This window comes from Oryzicola mucosus, assembly GCF_014534685.1.
In the GTDB taxonomy this organism is placed as follows: Bacteria; Pseudomonadota; Alphaproteobacteria; order Rhizobiales; family Rhizobiaceae; genus Oryzicola; species Oryzicola mucosus.
This window is the reverse complement of record NZ_JACVVX010000003.1, coordinates 445,282-463,115: the sequence shown is the minus strand read 5'-3', so window position 1 is coordinate 463,115 and position 17,834 is coordinate 445,282. Positions and strand designations below refer to the sequence as shown.

18 protein-coding genes are annotated in these 17,834 nt (G+C 60.5%); 4 read left to right on the top strand and 14 right to left on the bottom strand.

The features are described from left to right. The first annotated feature begins 88 nt into the window (after nucleotides 1–88). Entirely contained in the window at nucleotides 89–967 is an 879-nt protein-coding gene (locus tag ICI42_RS12435) for an amino acid ABC transporter substrate-binding protein (RefSeq protein WP_188164885.1), read from the top strand. A 132-nt stretch (nucleotides 968–1,099) separates the two neighbouring features. Next, complete coding sequence (locus ICI42_RS12430) at nucleotides 1,100–1,597, top strand: peptide deformylase (RefSeq protein ID WP_188164884.1); 498 nt, start codon at nucleotides 1,100–1,102, stop codon at nucleotides 1,595–1,597. A gap of 10 nt (nucleotides 1,598–1,607) precedes the next feature. On the opposite strand, the gene ICI42_RS12425 is transcribed toward ICI42_RS12430, so the two are convergent. The 8 genes from ICI42_RS12425 to cyoA are packed head-to-tail and all read right to left on the bottom strand — an operon-like array spanning nucleotide 1,608 to nucleotide 8,762. Then, nucleotides 1,608–1,955, bottom strand: a complete 348-nt coding sequence (locus ICI42_RS12425) for a hypothetical protein (RefSeq protein ID WP_188164883.1) — start codon at nucleotides 1,953–1,955, stop codon at nucleotides 1,608–1,610. Then, nucleotides 1,945–2,478 carry a response regulator transcription factor gene (locus ICI42_RS12420; RefSeq protein ID WP_188164882.1) on the bottom strand — a complete coding sequence of 178 codons (534 nt, stop codon included), beginning with the start codon at nucleotides 2,476–2,478 and terminating at the stop codon, nucleotides 1,945–1,947. The genes ICI42_RS12425 and ICI42_RS12420 overlap by 11 nt, the downstream gene beginning before the upstream one ends. After that, nucleotides 2,475–3,749, bottom strand: coding sequence for an ATP-binding protein (locus tag ICI42_RS12415; protein ID WP_188164881.1), 1,275 nt, complete (start codon nucleotides 3,747–3,749; stop codon nucleotides 2,475–2,477). Before ICI42_RS12415 ends, ICI42_RS12420 begins: the two co-directional genes overlap by 4 nt. A gap of 38 nt (nucleotides 3,750–3,787) precedes the next feature. Beyond that, nucleotides 3,788–4,567 carry an SURF1 family protein gene (locus ICI42_RS12410; RefSeq protein ID WP_188164880.1) on the bottom strand — a complete coding sequence of 260 codons (780 nt, stop codon included), beginning with the start codon at nucleotides 4,565–4,567 and terminating at the stop codon, nucleotides 3,788–3,790. Next, nucleotides 4,564–4,950 (bottom strand): cytochrome o ubiquinol oxidase subunit IV, encoded by a 387-nt coding sequence (gene cyoD / locus ICI42_RS12405; protein WP_188164879.1) that lies wholly within the window; start codon nucleotides 4,948–4,950, stop codon nucleotides 4,564–4,566. Before cyoD ends, ICI42_RS12410 begins: the two co-directional genes overlap by 4 nt. Further along, nucleotides 4,947–5,579 (bottom strand): cytochrome o ubiquinol oxidase subunit III, encoded by a 633-nt coding sequence (gene cyoC / locus ICI42_RS12400; RefSeq protein WP_188164878.1) that lies wholly within the window; start codon nucleotides 5,577–5,579, stop codon nucleotides 4,947–4,949. Before cyoC ends, cyoD begins: the two co-directional genes overlap by 4 nt. 4 nt (nucleotides 5,580–5,583) lie before the next feature. Next, nucleotides 5,584–7,581, bottom strand: coding sequence for a cytochrome o ubiquinol oxidase subunit I (gene cyoB, locus ICI42_RS12395; protein ID WP_188164877.1), 1,998 nt, complete (start codon nucleotides 7,579–7,581; stop codon nucleotides 5,584–5,586). 8 nt (nucleotides 7,582–7,589) lie between these two features. Further along, nucleotides 7,590–8,762 carry a ubiquinol oxidase subunit II gene (cyoA, locus tag ICI42_RS12390; protein WP_188164876.1) on the bottom strand — a complete coding sequence of 391 codons (1,173 nt, stop codon included), beginning with the start codon at nucleotides 8,760–8,762 and terminating at the stop codon, nucleotides 7,590–7,592. Nucleotides 8,763–8,943: 181 nt separating this feature from the next. Here cyoA and ICI42_RS12385 point away from each other — a divergent pair, with 181 nt between their 5' ends. Next, nucleotides 8,944–10,278 (top strand): MFS transporter, encoded by a 1,335-nt coding sequence (locus ICI42_RS12385; protein ID WP_188164875.1) that lies wholly within the window; start codon nucleotides 8,944–8,946, stop codon nucleotides 10,276–10,278. A 147-nt stretch (nucleotides 10,279–10,425) separates the two neighbouring features. Beyond that, a complete protein-coding gene (locus ICI42_RS12380) occupies nucleotides 10,426–11,382 on the top strand; it encodes an aldo/keto reductase (protein ID WP_188164874.1) in 957 nt (318 codons plus the stop codon). A gap of 47 nt (nucleotides 11,383–11,429) precedes the next feature. Here ICI42_RS12380 and ICI42_RS12375 read toward each other — a convergent pair whose 3' ends face one another. The 6 genes from ICI42_RS12375 to ICI42_RS12350 form a co-directional block, all read right to left on the bottom strand. Further along, the gene (locus tag ICI42_RS12375; RefSeq protein ID WP_188164873.1) at nucleotides 11,430–12,500 is read right to left on the bottom strand and encodes an ABC transporter ATP-binding protein; all 1,071 of its coding nucleotides are present in this window, start codon (nucleotides 12,498–12,500) and stop codon (nucleotides 11,430–11,432) included. Beyond that, nucleotides 12,497–13,297: an ABC transporter permease gene (locus ICI42_RS12370; RefSeq protein WP_188165070.1), complete on the bottom strand. Its 801-nt coding sequence runs from the start codon at nucleotides 13,295–13,297 to the stop codon at nucleotides 12,497–12,499. Before ICI42_RS12370 ends, ICI42_RS12375 begins: the two co-directional genes overlap by 4 nt. Nucleotide 13,298: 1 nt before the next feature. Continuing rightward, nucleotides 13,299–14,156, bottom strand: a complete 858-nt coding sequence (locus tag ICI42_RS12365) for an ABC transporter permease (RefSeq protein WP_188164872.1) — start codon at nucleotides 14,154–14,156, stop codon at nucleotides 13,299–13,301. A gap of 54 nt (nucleotides 14,157–14,210) precedes the next feature. After that, a complete protein-coding gene (locus tag ICI42_RS12360) occupies nucleotides 14,211–15,221 on the bottom strand; it encodes a polyamine ABC transporter substrate-binding protein (RefSeq protein ID WP_188164871.1) in 1,011 nt (336 codons plus the stop codon). A gap of 102 nt (nucleotides 15,222–15,323) precedes the next feature. After that, nucleotides 15,324–16,787 carry an aldehyde dehydrogenase gene (locus tag ICI42_RS12355; RefSeq protein ID WP_188164870.1) on the bottom strand — a complete coding sequence of 488 codons (1,464 nt, stop codon included), beginning with the start codon at nucleotides 16,785–16,787 and terminating at the stop codon, nucleotides 15,324–15,326. Between the two features lie 4 nt (nucleotides 16,788–16,791). Then, complete coding sequence (locus ICI42_RS12350) at nucleotides 16,792–17,832, bottom strand: LLM class flavin-dependent oxidoreductase (RefSeq protein WP_188164869.1); 1,041 nt, start codon at nucleotides 17,830–17,832, stop codon at nucleotides 16,792–16,794. Between the last annotated feature and the right edge of the window lie 2 nt (nucleotides 17,833–17,834).

The window sequence follows — 17,834 nt, the reverse complement described above, 5'->3', positions numbered from 1 at the left end:
GAATTGGTTTGAATATCTTACGTAATTTATGAACAAATAAGCCCCACAGTGACAGCGATTTCGCTTCAACGGCTAGGAAAGGTTGGGTGTGACACATCGGAAGGGCATAAGAGCGCTGATCGTCGCCGCAGCCTGTTTATTGTCTTCGTTCGGCGTACAGGCGACCGAGCTTCAGCGCATCGCCGAAAGCGGCGTCATCCGGGCCGGCACAAGAGCGGATGCGGTGCCATTCGCATTCCGTGGCCCCAACGGAACGCCACAAGGGTTCTCTGTCGATTTGCTTGAGGAAATCCGCGCCGCCACCGAAGCGCGGCTTGGTAAGCCTGTCAGGCTTGACCTATCCATCGTCACACCGTCCAACCGGCTGCAGCTTGTCGAAGCCGGAGAGCTCGATATCGTGTGCGAGATCACCACGCCCACTTGGCAGCGCGAAAAGACGATCGATTTCTCGATTCCCTTCTTCCGCGACGGCACCCGCATCTTGGCCTATCGCGAGACCTTGCGTCAAACGCCCGATATCAATGACATGGTGGTGGGCATTGCCGAAGGCACGACTACGGCTACCATCCTGGAAGAAGCCATGCCGGGCATCGTGACGAAACCCTATCCGACGATGGACGATGCCTTTGCCGCGCTCAACCGTGGAGAAATCCAAGGCGTTTCGAATATCGGCATCATCCTGCTCGGCTTGGCCCGCAAGCTCGAGCCGACCCGCAGCGTGGTCCTGTTGCCGCGAACCGAGCCGCTGAGCAACGAAGCCATGGCCTGCATTCTCCCGCAGAACGACAGCGAATGGCGGGATTTCGTCAATCAGACCATCGTTGGCCTGACCAGCGGCCTCGCCGACTATCGTGGCCGCTACATGGAGATCTACGACAAGTGGTTCGGGCGGGACGGCATGATGGTCTATCCGCTCGACCGCTCGACACGCGATTATTTGCTGCAGACCAATGTATGGTCGCGTTAGCAGCTACGAAAAAGCCCGCGCTGCCGGGCAGCGCGGGCCTTTTCTGAGCCTTCAATGGCTGGCTAGGCATCACGAGGCGGTGTGTCGGCGTTTACCAGATCGTGATCGCTACGAGGCTCTACAGGAAGCGAGATGACAATCAGGAGCATCGTCACATATCCGGATCCGCGCCTGCGGCTGGTTGCGGAGCCGGTAACAATATTCGATACCGGGCTGCGAGAGCTTGCGACCGATCTGCTCGATACGATGCGCGCAGCGCCCGGTATCGGCATCACAGGACCGCATATCGGCGTCCTCAAGCGGGTCGTTGTGTTGGAGCTTTCGGCCGCCGCCGGCGTCCAGACTTATATCAATCCGCGAATCGTCTGGCGGTCCGAAACGCTTCTTCGTCATCAGGAAGGCAGCGTGTCGATGCCCGGCGTCGTCGACGAGATCGAGCGCCATGCTTCGGTGCGGATCGCCTATCAGGATATGGACGGCATCGAGAAAACGGAAGAGGCAGAGGGCCTGCGCTCGGTCTGCCACCAGCATGAGATCGACCAGCTCGACGGCATCTTCTGGCTGCAGCGTCTGTCGCGGCTGAAGCGCGAACGGCTCGTCAAACGCTACGAAAAACTCCAACGTCCCTGAGCAGCGATGTTTAGGCGCTGCCAGCAACGTGCATGGCGGCCAGGTCGGGAAGAGCGCGCTGGCAGGTCTTTTCCATCAATGCCTGGCAAAGTTCGCGCAGTTCGCTGGTTTCGTCCGGCTGCCAGCCGCATTCGCAGATCCCCTGCAGATGTTCGTCCGCCATTTCGCGATAGATCGAACCCATCGCGGTGGCCGCCAGCCGAAGCACCGTCATCGCAGGCAGTCCCGTGCGCCGCATCATATCGCACGCTTCGTTCATGAGGGTGGCGCGCATATGCGCCTCGACCTGCTCAAGCAACTGGGAGTCGTCTTCCACGCCCTCGGTCCGGGCGACGATATTGTTCCTGTCAGTTGACACGGCGCTTCTCCAGCTTCCGGGCAAGGGTCCGGCGATGCATGCCGAGATGGCGCGCGGTCGCGGAGATGTTGAAGTCGTTTTCGACAAGCGTCTCGTGGATGCGCTCCCACTCCAGCATCTTGATCGAGGTCTGGCGCTTGGTCAGCGGCACCTCGGCATCGCCACTAGACTTGCCGAAGGCGGCTTCGATATCATCGGTATTGGAGGGTTTTGCCAGATAGTGCGATGCACCCAGTTTGATCGCCTCCACCGCAGTGGCGATACTGGCGAAACCAGTCAAAACCACGATCCGCATCTCAGGATCGTGCTCGTGCAACATCTTGACGCCCTTGAGGCCTGAGCCGGTTCCGAGCTTGAGATCGACGACTGCGTAGCCGGGCTTGCTGTTCTTCAGCGTTTCGGAAAGCTGTTCCAGCCCTTCGCAGACCATCACTTCATAACCGCGACGTTCGAATGAGCGTTTCAGCGTGCGGGCAAAGGCTGCATCGTCTTCCAGGATCAGCAGGGGGCGGTCGTTCGTCATGCAATTCCCTCAGGTGACAAGGTTGTCAGCGGGAGCGTCAAGGTCACAGACGCACCCTTGCCCGGATTGTTCGCCGCGACCACGGTTCCTCCGAGTTTTCGCACTGCGTTCACGACGAGAAACAGGCCAAGTCCGCTGCCCGGCCGGTTCTTGCTCGACTGATAGGGCGTTCCCAGCGTGTCCAGCATATCCGGGCTGAACCCTGGACCCGCATCCCTGACGATAGTGACCAGCTTGTCCTCCTGCCGGGTGACGGACAGGCCCACCCAGTTTGGCGAAGCCTCGAACGCGTTGTCGAACAAATTGAAAACGACCTGCTTCAGTGCCGCATCGAAGACGATGGCGGTGTCCGGAACGAGGGCGTTGTTATAGTCGAACGTCGCTGGCGACCGGCTGGCGAGCCAATCTACCACCGTCTCATCGAAAAAGTCACGTATCGTGGTGCGAATTGTCCCTTCGCCACGCGTTTCGCCGGAGGACATGAGGATGCCAGTGACGATCTGCTTGCAGCGGTCGAGTTGCGCCTGCATCTCGCGGATATCCTCTATGAGTTCGGCATCCTTCTTGAATTTGGGCATGCGCCGCCAGTCATTGAGGATGACCGAGACGGTCGCGAGCGGCGTGCCAAGCTCATGCGCGGCACCGGAAGCAAGAAGCCCCATGCGAACGATGTGATCCTCCTCGGCCGACTGTTGTCGCAAGTCAGCCAGATGCGCATCGCGCTCCCGCAGATTCCTCGAGATTCGGGTGATGAACAGAACGAGCAGGATGGCTGCGAGCAGGAAGCTGACGAAAGCGCCCTGAATATAGCGAGTCAGAAATCCGCCGTCTTCGAGGTTCGGGAGCACCAGAGGCTGGTTAAAGCGCATCAGCAGCAGAAAGCATAGGCTGGCAAAGGCGACCAAAGCCCATGTCGAACGCGTGTCGAGCAAGGTCGAGCCGAGCGTGATCTGGAGCAGATAGAGCGAAACGAAGGGGTTGGCCGCACCGCCGCTCAAATAGAGCTGAGCGGTTAGTGCTGCTACATCGAGGATGAGTTCGATAAACAGCTCAGCCTGAGTGACATCGCGATCACTGTTGAGCCGAAGCAAGGTGGCGAGGTTCAGCACAAGCAGACAGGCGACGATCCCCGTCATCTGGGCGAGGGGAATATCCACCCCCATCTGAAAATGGACGATCAGGATCGTAATGACCTGGCCGACAACGGCGAGCCAGCGAAGCTGGACCAGCAGAAGCAGATTCTTGCGGTTTGTAGTCTCCTGGGCTGACATCGGTCACACCAGCCGATCCTGAGGGGTGCTAGGCGTGATCACGAGACCGCCGTCCGGGGCTGGCCGGCGTCGCGCTTCGCAGATCGTTTGCCGAGCCGGTCGCGCAACAGCATCCAAACAGCTCCCAGCGCCATCAAGGCCAGGCCGAACCAGGTGAAGGCATAGATGAGGTGGTGATTGTTGAACGTGATCTTAGTGAGGCCGCCGACCGGCCAGCCGCCGATGTTCGGCGTGGCATCGGCATCGATAAAATAGGGAGCGGTCTGGCCGAGGCCGCGCTTGGCGCCAATTTCCTCGACATCGCGCGAATACCAGCGGTCGGCTGCGGGGTCGTTGTTGCGCAGGAAACCGCCGCCTGGCTCGGTGAGGCGCAGCAGGCCGGTCACGCTGGTGGCGCCTTCGATCTGGCCGGAGGGCCGCGAGGAGGGGTCGCGCCTGTCAGGTGGTACGAAGCCGCGATTGACCAGCACGGTAAAGCCCCCATCGGTCAAGAAGGGCGTCAACACCCAGTAACCGCCGCCGAGGCCCGTCACCGCCTGGGTCAGCGTCTCCCGGTCGTTGAGAAAGCGGCCTTGGAGTTGAACGCGAAGATACTCGCTCCCGTCACGCCTGATGCCGCTCCAGTCGGCTTGCCCCGGCGCCGCGACAGGCTCTGCGCCGACGCGCTGCTCGACACGCGCGATCAACGCTTCCTTCCACCGCAGCCGCTCGATCTGCCAGACACCAAGGGAAGCCAGCAGCACAGCACTCACCAGCGCGGCGCAAATTGCCACCAACAGAAAGGCAAAAGAGCGCCTGGGCTTCGCGGTGTTGGTCACGGCATCTGCTGCATGTCGTGGACCGGCATCATGTTGGCATTGAGGTGGTACATGACCCAAAGCGAGCCGCTCAGCGCGATGACCACTACGATCAGCGTGAAGATCAGCGCCATCATCGTCCAGCCCTGTTCCGACCGCGCGTTCATGTGCAGGAAATAGATCATATGCACGAAAATCTGCACGATGGCGAAGGCCATGATCACAATGGCGGTGACCATCTTGCTGTCGAGAACGCCGTTCATGACCAGCCAGAACGGAATGGCGGTCAGCACGACCGACAGGAGAAAGCCGATCAGATAGCTGCGCATCGATCCGTGCGAGTGATCGTCATGATCGTCGTGAGGCGCGGTCGGGACGTGGGCTTTTGTGTTGGCGCCGCTCATCTCAGCATCCCCATCAGATAAACGAAGGTGAAAACCCCGATCCAGATCACATCGAGGAAGTGCCAGAACATGCTCAGGCACATCAGCCGGCGCTTGTTTGCCTCGATCAGCCCGCGACGACTGACCTGAACCATCAACGTCACCAGCCAGATGATGCCGAAGGTAACATGCAGCCCGTGCGTGCCGACCAGCGTGAAGAAGGCCGACAGGAAAGCGCTGCGCTGCGGCGTGGCGCCGATTTCGATCAGGTGGTGGAACTCATAAAGTTCGATGCCCAGGAAGGCTAGGCCGAACAAGCCCGTCACGGCCAACCAAATCAGCGTGGTTTTCTGGTTGCCCTTGACCATCTCAAGCATGGCAAAGCCGTAGGTGATCGACGAGAACAGCAGCATGGCGGTGTTGAGCGCCACGAGGTTCAGATCGAACAGGTCCTTGGGGGCGGGGCCGGCGGCATAGTTCGCTCCAAGCACGCCGTAGGTGGCGAACAGCACCGCGAAGATGAGACAGTCGCTCATCAGATAGATCCAGAAACCGAGCATGGTGCTGCCACCTTCGGCGTGACCGTGCTCTTCCCGCTGGTAGAAGACCGGCTTCTTGTCGTTGGCCGATGCTGGGATGGATGCTGTCATTGTCTTACTCACCTGCCGCGAGCAGCTTGGTGCGCGCGCCTTCGGTCCGCGTGACTTCGTCGGCCTCGATGTGGAAGTCGCGGTCGTAGTTGAACGTGTGGCTGATGGCGACCGCAAGGATTGCGACGAAGCAGACCGCAGCGAGCCACCAGATGTACCAGATCAGGCCGACCGACAGCGCCACGCTGAGACCGGCGATGACAACGCCGACACCGGTATTTTTGGGCATGTGGATGGGCTTGAAACCATCCATCGGACGCTCGTAGCCACGTTTTTTCATGTCCCACCAGGCGTCATTGTCATAGACGACCGGGGTGAAGGCGAAGTTGTAATCCGGCGGCGGCGAGGAAGTCGCCCATTCCAGTGTGCGCCCGTCCCACGGGTCGCCGGTGGTGTCGCGCAGTTGCTCGCGACGCATGATGCTGACGGCGAACTGCACCAGCATGGCCCCGATGCCGCAGAAGATCAGGAAGGCGCCGAAGCCTGCCAGCCAGAACCAGATCTGCAACGACGGATCGTCGAACACGCGCAGGCGGCGGGTGACGCCCATCAGGCCGAGAACATAGAGCGGCATGAAGGCGAAGAAGAAACCGACCACCCACAGCCAGAACGAGACCTTGCCCCAGAACGGATCGAGCTTGAAGCCGAACGCCTTCGGCCACCAGAAGGTGATACCGGCGAACAGGCCGTAGAGAACGCCGCCGATGATGACGTTGTGGAAGTGCGCGACGAGGAACAGCGAGTTGTGCAGAACGAAGTCCGCTGGCGGCACGGCCAGCAGCACACCCGTCATGCCGCCGATGGTGAAGGTCAGCATGAAGGCTATGGTCCACATCATCGGCAATTCGAAGCGAATGCGCCCGCGATACATCGTGAACAGCCAGTTGAAAATCTTCGCTCCCGTCGGGATCGAGATGATCATGGTGGTGATGCCGAAGAAGGAGTTGACGCTGGCACCCGAACCCATGGTGAAGAAGTGGTGGAGCCAGACCAGATAGGACAGGATGGTGATGACGACCGTGGCGTAAACCATCGAAGTGTAGCCGAACAGCCGCTTGCCCGAGAAGGTCGAGGCGACTTCCGAGAAAATGCCGAAGGCCGGCAGAATGAGGATGTAGACCTCCGGGTGGCCCCAGATCCAGATGAGGTTCACATACATCATCGGATTGCCGCCGAGGTCGTTGGTAAAGAAGTTCGTACCGACGTAGCGGTCGAGCGACAACAGAACCAAGGTGGCGGTGAGCACTGGGAAGGTCGCGACGATCAGCACGTTGGTGCACAGCGATGTCCAGGTGAAGACCGGCATCTTCATCATCGCCATGCCGGGCGCGCGCATCTTGACGATGGTACAGATCAGGTTGATGCCGGACAAAGTCGTGCCCACGCCGGCCACCTGCAAGGCCCATATGTAATAGTCGACGCCGACGCCCGGACTGGCTTCCGCCCCCGACAGCGGTGGATAGGCAAGCCAACCCGTACGCGCGAACTCTCCGACGAAAAGCGACATCATCACCAGAACGGCGCCACCGACGGTCATCCAGAAGCTGAAATTGTTGAGGAAGGGGAACGCAACGTCGCGCGCGCCGATCTGCAGCGGCACGACATAGTTCATCAGGCCCGTCACCAGCGGCATGGCGACGAAGAAGATCATGATCACGCCGTGCGCGGTGAAGATCTGGTCGTAGTGGTGGGCGTTGAGATAGCCTTCCGACCCGTTGAAGGCCATGGCCTGCTGCAGCCGCATCATGATGGCGTCGGCGAAACCGCGCAGCAGCATGATGATGCCGAGGATCATGTACATGATGCCGATGCGCTTATGGTCGACGGTGGTGAACCACTCGCGCCACAGATAGCCCCAAAGGCGGAAATAGGTGATCGCGCCCAGAACGGCCATGCCCATCAGTGCGACCACAGCGAAGGTGACCACGACAATGGGCTCGTGGAGCGGAAAAGACTCCAAAGTCAGTCGGCCGAAGATCATTTTGATCAAATTTTCAGACATCGGAGTCCTCAGGAGCCTGACGGCCGGCTGAACTGCAACTGTGCGTCGAGCATCGGTGCACGGAACGGCAGGAAGCTGCGGCGCGCGAGACCGGCGCCGACCAGCGGATCGGGATTGACCGGCTTGCCTATGGCGATACCGACGTCGGCGACGGCTTCCTGTTCCTCGATCGTGCAGATGCCGGTGACGATATTTGATTTGAGGCCGAACAGGGCCGTTCGCACCGCCGTGTCGCCTACCATGGGCTGCTGCAGCAGGTTGACGCCGGCGAGACCGAGACCGCCATTGCGGTCGATAGCCATCATTTCATCCATGCACATCTTGCCGGGCTCGACGCAGCGGTCGCGAATGAAGCGGAAGAGATTGTTTTCGACCGTGCCGAACTTCTGCACGGGTACGTTTTCGCTGGGCTTGGCCAGTTCTTGATAGGAAGTCCGGTCGAGTGCGCCGGTTTCAGCCCTGGTGTCGGCGACCCATGTGTCGAAAGCGGCGGTTTCCAGGCCGTGGAAGGCGAAATGCATGCCGGAAAAGCCGTCGCCGCTGTAGTTGGCGGAGAAGCCGGTGTATTCGCCGGGCTTGTTGATGACGCCATGCAGCGTCGTTTCCATGCCCGGCATCGCATAAATCTGTCCGGCGAGGGCAGGGATGTAGAACGAGTTCATCACCGAGGACGAGGTGATCCGGAACCGGACCGGCCGGTTGACCGGCGCCGCCAGTTCGTTGACCGATGCGATGCCGTATTCGGGATAGATGAACAGCCATTTCCAGTCGAGCGCGGTCACCTGCACTTCGAGCGGATCTCCGGCATCCTCTATCGGCTGGCCTTCCGCGATGCGACTGAGTGGGCGATAGGGATCGAGCAAATGCGTCCACATCCATGTCAGCGCGCCGAGACAGATGATGATGAGGAGCGGCGCCGCCCAGATCACCAATTCCAGATGGGTGGAGTGGTCCCAGTCCGGCTCGTACTTCGCCTCCTTGTTGCCGGCGCGATAGCGCCAGGCGAAAAAGACGGTGAGAAACATCACCGGCACGATGATGATCAGCATCAGAACCGTCGAGATGACGATAAGATTGGCCTGCTGACTGGCAACGTCCCCCGAAGGCCTCAGCACCACGAGGTTGCACCCGCTGAGCATCACAGCCAGCGGCAGAAGCAGAAAATATTTGAAACGAGTCAACGCAATGGGTCCGCACGGATTATGGTCGATGCGCTGTCCTATCCCCCGCAGCCTTTCAGACACATTGGACAATTTGCCCAATGCCTCTATTGTATGCTCACGCGCATAAGTCCCACGACCAGCGCGATTTTGTCCGCTAGAGTGGGCTTGATCGGGAAATTCCCTGTTTTGCAAAGCGACCATGACGCAACCCTCGGCAACACACCCTATATCCGATAATCTCGGCCCGGAAGTCCGGGACGGACATATCGGCAGCCACGGCTCCATCGCACCCGGCGAAATCGCCGTCGGAGTGTTCATCGGCCGCACGTCGGAGTTCTTCGACTTCTTCGTATATGCCATTGCCTCGGTAGTCGTCTTCCCCCGACTCGTCTTTCCTTATGTCGATGCCCTGACCGGTACGCTCTATTCCTTTGGCATCTTCGCGCTCGCCTTCGTCGTTCGGCCAATCGGTACTGCGATCTTTATGGCGGTCGACCGAGCCTATGGCAAAGGCGCCAAGATGATCACCGCGCTTTTCTTGCTCGGCACGGCGACCGTGGCCATCGCGTTCCTGCCCGGCTATGAGCGCATCGGCATCGCCGCCGTATGGCTTCTGGCAATTGCCCGCATGTTGCAGGGCATAGCGCTTGGCGGCACCTGGGACGGGCTGGCTTCGCTGCTCGCGCTCTATGCGCCGAAGGAAAAGCGCGGCTGGTATGCGATGATCCCGCAACTCGGCGCCCCCGCGGGCCTCATCGTCGCGAGCGCACTTTTTGCCTTTTTCGTCGGCAATCTTTCAGCGCAGGACTTTTTCGACTGGGGTTGGCGGTACCCGTTCTTCGTCGCCTTCGCGATCAACGTGGTGGCGCTGTTCGCCCGCCTTCGCATGGTTTCGACGCCGGAATATGCCGACATGTTCGCCAACCGCGAACTGATGCCGATGCGGGTTTTCGACACTTTCCGCATGGAAGGACGAACCGTTCTCATCGGCGCCTTCGCGCCGCTGGCAAGCTTTGCCCTGTTCCACATGGTCACGGTGTTCCCGCTGTCCTGGGTCTTCCTGTTCACCTCGGAAGAGATTGCGCGCTTTCTGGTCATCGAAACCGTCAGCGCCTTCTTCGGGCTGGCGGCCATCGTGGCATCGGGCATCATTGCCGATCGCGTCGGGCGTCGCTCCCTTCTCATCGGCACGGCGGTGGCGATTGCCGCCTTCAGCGGTTTCGCGCCGCAACTGCTTGACGGCGGGCCGGTTGGCGAGACCGTGTTCATGGTGCTCGGCTTCATTCTGCTCGGCCTGTCGTTCGGACAGTCCTCGGGCGTCGTGGCGGCGGGGTTCTCAAAAACTTATCGATACACGGGCTCTGCGATCACGAGCGATCTTGCATGGCTGTTCGGAGCGGGTTTCGCACCGCTGGCGGCTCTCCTGCTCTCCACCGAATTCGGCCTTCTGGCCGCTGGCGGCTATCTGCTCTCGGGTGCCATCTGCACCATGCTCGCGGTCTGGCTGAGCGCTCGCCCAGCCGTCAAGGACTGACGGCTGGGATCGGGAGGCGTGACGCCTTCCGATGGAATGTCTTTCCCGCGCCACGCTTCAAGCCAGTGAGCCAACCTTGACCCGCCCCTGTGCGTCCCTATCTTGATTGTCGCTGGCCAAAGCCAGAACAGGCAAAGGAAATCTCATATGCTGAAACGCCCCCTCGGAAAAACCGGCCTCGATATTGCTCCGCTCGTCCTCGGCGGCAACGTCTTCGGCTGGACAGCGGATGAGAAGACCAGCTTTTCCGTCTTGGATGCCTTCGTCGACAGTGGCTTCAACGCCATCGACACGGCGGATGTCTATTCGTCCTGGGCGCCCGGCAACAAGGGCGGCGAATCCGAGGTGATCATCGGCAACTGGCTGAAGAGCCGGCCGGGCTTGCGCGACAAGGTCGTCATCTTCACCAAGGTCGGTTCCGATCTCGGCATTCCCGGCAAAAAGGGACTGTCCGAGAAGTGGATTCTCCAGGCGGCCGACGAATCCCTAGCGCGGCTGAAGACCGATGTCATCGACCTCTATTTCTCGCACTGGCCCGACAACACGCCGCATGAGGAGACGCTTGGCGCCTATGACAAGCTGCTCAAGGCAGGCAAGATACGGTCGATAGGCGCTTCCAATTTCAGCGCCGAACAATTGGGCGAGGCGCTAGCGGTTGCCAAGGATAAGGCTTTGCCCGCCTATCAAGTGCTCCAGCCCGGCTACAATCTCTACGATCGCGCTGAATTCGATGGGGCATTGCGCGATCTGTGCATCGAGGAAGACATCGGCGTGGTGACCTATTACAGCGTCGCCTCCGGTTTCCTGTCCGGCAAATATCGTTCCAAAGCCGATCTCGGCAAATCCCAGCGCGGCGAAGGTGCCGCCAAATATCTGACGCCGCGCGGCCTCGCGATTCTCGACGCGCTCGACGCAGTGTCTGCTGGGCATGCCGTCGAGCCGGCCGAAGTCGCGCTCGCCTGGCTGATCGCACGTAAGGGCGTCACGGCGCCGATTGCCAGCGCGACAAGCGTTGCGCAGGTCGAAAGCTTCGCAAAAGCTGCTGACCTCAAACTATCCGAATCGGATATCGCGGCGCTTGACAAGGCTAGTGCCGCTGGCTGACTTCCATCTGGAAACGCGCGGTCCTGAAATCTGCGCGTTCTCGCCGCTCAGTTGAACACATGCGCGGACGCGGCCTCAAAACCAAGCCAGACGCTGTCGCCTCTGCTCAGGCCTGAAATCGCCGGATGTCCGAAAGGCAGGCGGACCGACAGCGGATCACCGCTTAGCGTTGATGTGGCGACGTGGACGTTGTTGCCGAGAAAGGTGATGTCGCTCACTGTCGCGGCCAATCGTTGCTGCAAGGGTTCTCGCGTCAGCGACAGACGTTCGGGGCGCAGCATCAGGGCGGCGCCCTCCGATTTGCCGGTTTCGTGCAGAGGAACGTCGCTGAAGACCGCTCCTCCAACCGAAACGGTGGCGCGGCCATTGGCCGAGTGAAGCATTTGGCACGGCAGAAAATCGCTGTCGCCAATGAACTGGGCGACAAACCGGGTGGCGGGATTGGCGTAAAGCTCAGGCCCGGTGCCGATCTGGTCGATCACGCCCTTGGAGAATACGGCGATGCGGTCCGACAGGCGCAGGGCCTCCTCCTGGTCGTGCGTCACGTAGAGGATCGTCACCTCGGTCTGCTGGTGAATTCGACGGATCTCATGTTGGATTTCCTCGCGCAGTTTCTTGTCGAGTGCGGAGAGCGGCTCATCCATCAAAAGCACCGGAGGATCGTAGGCAAGCGCGCGGGCTAGCGCGACGCGCTGCTGCTGGCCGCCGGACATCTGCGCCGGCTTGCGGTCCTCAAAGCCTTCAAGGCGCACCAGCCGCAGCATTTCCTTGACCTTGGCATCGATCTGATGCTTCGGCAGCCGCCGGACCTTGAGCGGAAATGCGATGTTGTCGCCGACGGAGAGGTGCGGGAACAGCGTGTAACGCTGGAAGACCATGCCGATGTTGCGCTTTTGCGATGGCGTGGCGAGCAGCGTCTTGCCGTTGAGCTTGATGTCGCCACGCGTCGGGTTGTCGAAGCCGGCGAGGATGTAAAGGGTGGTGCTTTTGCCCGAGCCCGATGGTCCGAGAAAGGTCAGGAATTCGCCGCGCTCAACTTCGAGATTGACGTCTTGCACGGCGACAACGGGCCCGTATTCTTTGCGGATTCCTTCGATTTTCAGGAAGGGTGTCGTCATGATTTCAATCCTTTGCGCACCAGCGCAAACAGTGCCATCAGAATGACGGTCAGCAGGATGAGAAGGGTCGAAGCGGCGGCCACGACAGGGGTAAGATCCTGCCGCAATGTCGCCCACACCTTGACGGGAAGGGTCTGTAAAGTCGGACTCGACATGAAGATCGCCACGACAACCTCATCCCAAGACGTCAGGAACGAGAAGATTGCCGCAGAAAAGATGCCGTGGCTGATCGCGGGCAGGGTCACGCGGATCTTCGCTTCAAGCGGCGATGCACCGCACAGCACGGCGGCATCCTCTATCGATTTGTCGAAGCGTTCGAGCGCATTGCTGATCGAAAGAATGGAGAAAGGCAGCGCTAGAACGAGATGAGAAATGACGAATCCCGTCATCGTCCCGTTGAGGCCGATCTTGAGGAAGAACGCGTAAAGCGCGACCGCCAGCACGACCACCGGCAGGATCATCGGCGTCAGGAACAGCGCTCTCAGCGTCTTGCGGAACAGGAATCGCCCGCGCACCAGCCCGAAGGATGTCACGAGCCCCAGCAGGACGGAGAGCACGGTCACGATTGCCGCGATCCTGAAGCTCGTCCACGCTGAGGACAGCCAGCGCGGATCGGCGAGAAGGTCGCTATACCATTTCAGCGTCCAGCCTGGTGGCGGAAAGATCAGCCATTGCGACGAGCCGAAAGAGAGTGCCGCGATGAAGATGATGGGCAGCAGGAGAAACAAGGCGGTCAAAAGCGTGATGCCCAGCAGCACATATTTCAACCAACCGAGCCGTTCGAAATTGAGCAGCACTTCAACGGCCTCCTTCACTCTCGTTGCCGACGATGCGAAGCTGCACGGCATAGAGCGCAAGCGTGACAACCAGCAGAACCAGCGCGGCTGCGCCGCCCATGCCCCAGTTGACCAGCGATTGCACGAACTGTGCGATGAGTTCGGCGAGCATCATGTTGGATGTGCCGCCCAGAAGGGCGGGTGTGACGAAATAGCCGAGTGACATGACGAACACCATCAGCGCGCCCGCGGCCATGCCCGGGACGGTGAGCGGAAGCAGCACCCGCGTCAACGCCTGCCAGCGATTTGCGCCGCACAGCGCGGCAGCCTGCAGGATCGCGGGGTCGATCTTCCGGATCGTGCCGTAGAGCGGCAGGATGATGAAGGGCAGCATGATATAGGTCATGCCGATCGTCACGCCTGTCAGGTTGTTGACCAGTGCCAGCGGCTTGTCGATCAGGCCCATGCCCATCAGCATCTTGTTGATCAGACCCGTCCGCTGCAGGAGCACCATCCAGGCGTAGGTGCGTGCGAGAAGATTGGTCCACATCGACAGAAGCAGTATGGCGAAAACGATCGCGGCCCAGCGCGATGGCATGATGGCCAAGGTCCAGGCGACCGGAAATCCAATGGTCAGTGACACGATCGTCACTACCGCCGACACCATAAAGGTGTTGAAGAAGACCTTCAAATAGGTCGAAGACCCCAGCAACTCGACATAGTTCTGCAAGCCTGGCTGGGGTTCAAGAACGCTGCGCAGCAGAAGGGCTATCACCGGCACCACGAAGAACAGTGCAAGGAACAGCAGGGCCGGCAGCGTGGAACGGAATTCGCGCCGCTTTACCGTCGCAACTTCGGGCAGGGCAACGAATGAAGGCATGACGATAGTCCTTTGAGAGGACGGAGGAGCGTCGCCGCTCCCCCGGGTCGGTCGTTACTGAGCCTGCCAGGCATACCAGCGTTCGCCGATGGCATCGCGGTTTTCGGCCCAGTAATTCATATCGGCATTGACCTGGCTGGCGGTCTGCTGGTCCGGCAAAGTCTTTGCCTTTTCCGGGTCCATCAGCGCTGCGGAGTCGAGATTGGTCGGCGCATAGCCGGTGGCGGCGGCCAGATCGGCCTGGCCCTGGGCGGATGTCGCCAATGCGATGAACTTCATCGCGGCGTCCTTGTTCTTCGCGCCTTTCGGTACGACGAGCGAGTCGGCTGCCGTGATGTTCTGCTCCCATGACGTCTCGACATTGACGCCAGTCTCCGCGAGTGCGGTCATGCGGCCGTTCCAGACGCTGCCGAAGGGGGCTTCCGCCGACGCGATCAACTGCTGGGACTGCGCGCCGCCCGACCACCAGATGATGTCGCCCTTGATGGTGTCGAGCTTTTTGAAGGCTCGGTCGAGGTCGAGCGGATAGAGCTTGTCGGCTGCCACGCCGTCAGCGAGCAGGGCAGCCTCGATCACGCCAGGGGCAGACCATTTGTAGAAAGTGCGCTTGCCGGGGAATTTGGTGGTGTCGAACAGGTCAGCCCAGTTCTTCGGGCAGGCGTCGACCGCATCGACATTACAGCCGATGACGAAGGAGTAATAGAAGCTGCCGACTGAGTAATCGGTGACGAAGCGCGGATCGAGCTTTGATCTGTCGATGACGGCGAAGTCGAGCTTTTCGAGCATGCCGTTCTTGCCGGCCTGCGCGGCATAATCGCCCTCGACATCGACGACATCCCAGGTCACGCCACTGGCTTCGACCATGGCTTTGATCTTGCCGTAGTCGGTCGGCCCGTCCTGCAGCACGGTGGTGCCGGTCTCGGCCGTGAACTTGTCAGCCCAAGCGGCTTTCTGCGCGTCCTGGGTGGTGCCTCCCCAACTGGAGAAGACGATCTCAGCCGAAAAGGCCGAGGTGGAAAATGCGAGCGCTGCGGCAAACACCGCTGATGCGAATGTCGTCTTCATGTTCCCTTTACTCCAATCTCGATGTTGTTCTCTTTATGCTTCCCGACGTTCTCCCGATCGTCGATCGTCTTCCTGGCGCGCTCCGTTGCAGGAGGCGAGCCGTCACCGTATGACAAAGGGGTCCGGGATTGGATCGTCCGATGTCCGGAGCCACACGGTCTTGGTTCGCGTGAAATCGAGCGCGGCCGCCATGCCTCCTTCGCGGCCATGACCGGAAAGGCCGTACCCGCCAAACGGTGCAATCGGCGATACGGCTCGATAGGTGTTGACCCACACGACGCCGGCGCGGATGCTCTTGATCATGCGGTGGGCGCGGGTCAGGTTCTGAGTGAAGACGCCGGAGGCAAGGCCGAACGGCGTATCGTTGGCAATCCGCACCGCTTCCGCTTCATCTTCGAAGGAAACCACGGAAAGGACCGGCCCGAAGAACTCTTCTGCAAGTGACGGCGAGGCCACGCCGTCGCAATCGATTATGGTCGGCAGATAGTAGAACCCGTCGCCGGAAAGGGCCTTGCCGCCTGTGACCAGCCTCGCTCCAGCAGCCACAGAGCGCTCGACCAGTGCCGTGACGTGATCGCGCTGCCTGCTCGTCGCCAACGGGCCGACCTCTGTCGCCATGTCCAGCGGTCCGCCGATGCGGATTGCTTCCGCCTTGGCCTTGAGCAGGCCGACGAATTGGTCCTTGATGCTGCGCTCGACCAGAAGCCGCGACCCGGCCACGCAGCTCTGCCCCGTAGCAGCGAAAATGCCTGCGACCTGGGCATTGGCGGCGCTTTCGAGATCGGCGTCGGCATAGACGATGAAGGGGGATTTTCCGCCCAGTTCAAGCGAGGTGGAAGCCAGGTTCTCTGCGGAATTGCGCACGATGTGGCGCGCTGTTTCCGGGCCGCCCGTAAAGGCGATATGAGCCACCTTTGGATGGCGCGCCAGTGCCGCCCCGCAGGACGAACCGAAGCCAGTGAGGATGTTGACCACGCCTGCGGGAAAGCCTGCTTCGTCGATCAGGCGCGCGAATTCGAGCAACGGTGCCGGACCGTCCTCGGATGCCTTGACCACCATGGTGCAACCGGCTGCCAGCGCCGGGCCGATCTTGACGGCGGACAGGAAAAGCTGGCTGTTCCATGGCACCACCATGGCGACGACGCCGACAGGCTCGCGGCGTAGCCAGACATCCATGTCCGGCTTGTCGATGGGCAGATAGGAGCCCTCGATCTTGTCCGCGATGCCGGCGTAGTAGCGGTAATAATCAGCCACATAAGCGATCTGCGCCGAGGTTTCGCGGATGATCTTGCCTGTGTCGCGGGTTTCCAGTTCCGCGAGCTTCTGCGCATTGGCGGCAACGAGATCGGCCAGTCGGTAGAGCAGCTTGCCGCGCTGGGTCGCTGTTGTCTTTGCCCAAGCGCCCTCGTAAAGCGCCTTGTGCGCGGCCTCGACCGCGCGGTCGACATCGGCTTCGCGCGCTTCCGGCATCTCGGCCCACGGAGCGCCGGTTGCCGGATCGATGCTCGGGAATCGGCCTTCGCCATCGGAAAAAGCGCCGTCGATATAATGTTGGAACTGCTCCATCGGCTTACTCCGCAAAAGCCGGCATGACGTCGGCGATGAAGCGCTCGAGCGAAGCTTTCTTGCGCTCGAAGCTCATGCCGGTGTCGATCCAGAAGGAATATTCGTCATAACCCATGGCCTCGTAGGTCTTGATGCGTGCAATGACCTCCTCGGCATTGCCGACAACATTGTTCTTGCGCATCGTATCGCCCGAAAGCATCGCGTTTGCGGCGATGACGTCGTCGGGGATGCGTTCAATCAGACCCTGATGGATCGGCTTCTCGTTTTTGAACCAGGCGAAGAAATAATTGTAGTAGACGCTCAGTTCGTGGGCGCCCCGTGCAACATCCGCCTCATCCGAGCCGACATAGGTGTGGCGCAGCAGCATGATCTTGGGCCGTGTTATGCTCGGATTCTTGGCGCAGGCATCGTTGAAGCGGCTCATGAGGGTTTCCACCTCGTCGTCGCCCTGCCAGAGTGGCGTCACCTGCACATTGCAGCCATTGGCAACCGCGAATTCGTGGCTGTTGGGGTCGCGCGCCGCCACCCAGATCGGTGGATGCGGCTCTTGCATCGGCTTCGGCGCCGATGTGGTCGCGGGAAACTGGTAGAACTCGCCGTTATGGGCGTAGTCGCCTTCCCACACGCCCTTGATCGCGGGGATGAGTTCGCGCATGCGCTGGCCGGCTCCCCACGCATCCAGGCCTGGCAAAAGGCGCTCATATTCGAAGGAATAGGCGCCGCGAGCGATGCCAATATCCAGCCTGCCGTCGCAGATCAGGTCGGTCATCGCCGCCTCGCCGGCCAGCTTGATCGGGTGCCAGAAGGGCGCAATCACCGTGCCGGTCCCCAGGCGTACATTCTTGGTGCGGCGCGCAAGGTCCGCAATGGTGACGAATGGGTTCGGCGCTATGGTGAAGTCCATGCCATGATGTTCGCCTGTCCATATGGCATGCATACCGCTCTTGTCGGCGATTTCGCACAAAGCCACGAACTCCTCGTAGAGCTCCTTGTGGTTCTGGCTCGCATCCAGCCGTTCCATATGGACGAAAAGGGAGAATTTCATAT

Bases quoted from the DNA above. Each gene is read 5' to 3' on its own strand.
- ICI42_RS12375 (WP_188164873.1), bottom strand. From the start codon at position 12,500: ATGACGACACCCTTCCTGAAAATCGAAGGAATCCGCAAAGAATACGGG.
- ICI42_RS12350 (WP_188164869.1), bottom strand. From the start codon at position 17,832: ATGAAATTCTCCCTTTTCGTCCATATGGAACGGCTGGATGCGAGCCAG.
- ICI42_RS12360 (WP_188164871.1), bottom strand. From the start codon at position 15,221: ATGAAGACGACATTCGCATCAGCGGTGTTTGCCGCAGCGCTCGCATTT.
- ICI42_RS12430 (WP_188164884.1), top strand. From the start codon at position 1,100: ATGACAATCAGGAGCATCGTCACATATCCGGATCCGCGCCTGCGGCTG.
- ICI42_RS12420 (WP_188164882.1), bottom strand. From the start codon at position 2,478: ATGACGAACGACCGCCCCCTGCTGATCCTGGAAGACGATGCAGCCTTT.
- ICI42_RS12385 (WP_188164875.1), top strand. From the start codon at position 8,944: ATGACGCAACCCTCGGCAACACACCCTATATCCGATAATCTCGGCCCG.
- ICI42_RS12365 (WP_188164872.1), bottom strand. From the start codon at position 14,156: ATGCCTTCATTCGTTGCCCTGCCCGAAGTTGCGACGGTAAAGCGGCGC.
- ICI42_RS12355 (WP_188164870.1), bottom strand. From the start codon at position 16,787: ATGGAGCAGTTCCAACATTATATCGACGGCGCTTTTTCCGATGGCGAA.
- cyoB (WP_188164877.1), bottom strand. From the start codon at position 7,581: ATGTCTGAAAATTTGATCAAAATGATCTTCGGCCGACTGACTTTGGAG.
- cyoD (WP_188164879.1), bottom strand. From the start codon at position 4,950: ATGAGCGGCGCCAACACAAAAGCCCACGTCCCGACCGCGCCTCACGAC.
- ICI42_RS12415 (WP_188164881.1), bottom strand. From the start codon at position 3,749: ATGTCAGCCCAGGAGACTACAAACCGCAAGAATCTGCTTCTGCTGGTC.
- ICI42_RS12380 (WP_188164874.1), top strand. From the start codon at position 10,426: ATGCTGAAACGCCCCCTCGGAAAAACCGGCCTCGATATTGCTCCGCTC.
- cyoC (WP_188164878.1), bottom strand. From the start codon at position 5,579: ATGACAGCATCCATCCCAGCATCGGCCAACGACAAGAAGCCGGTCTTC.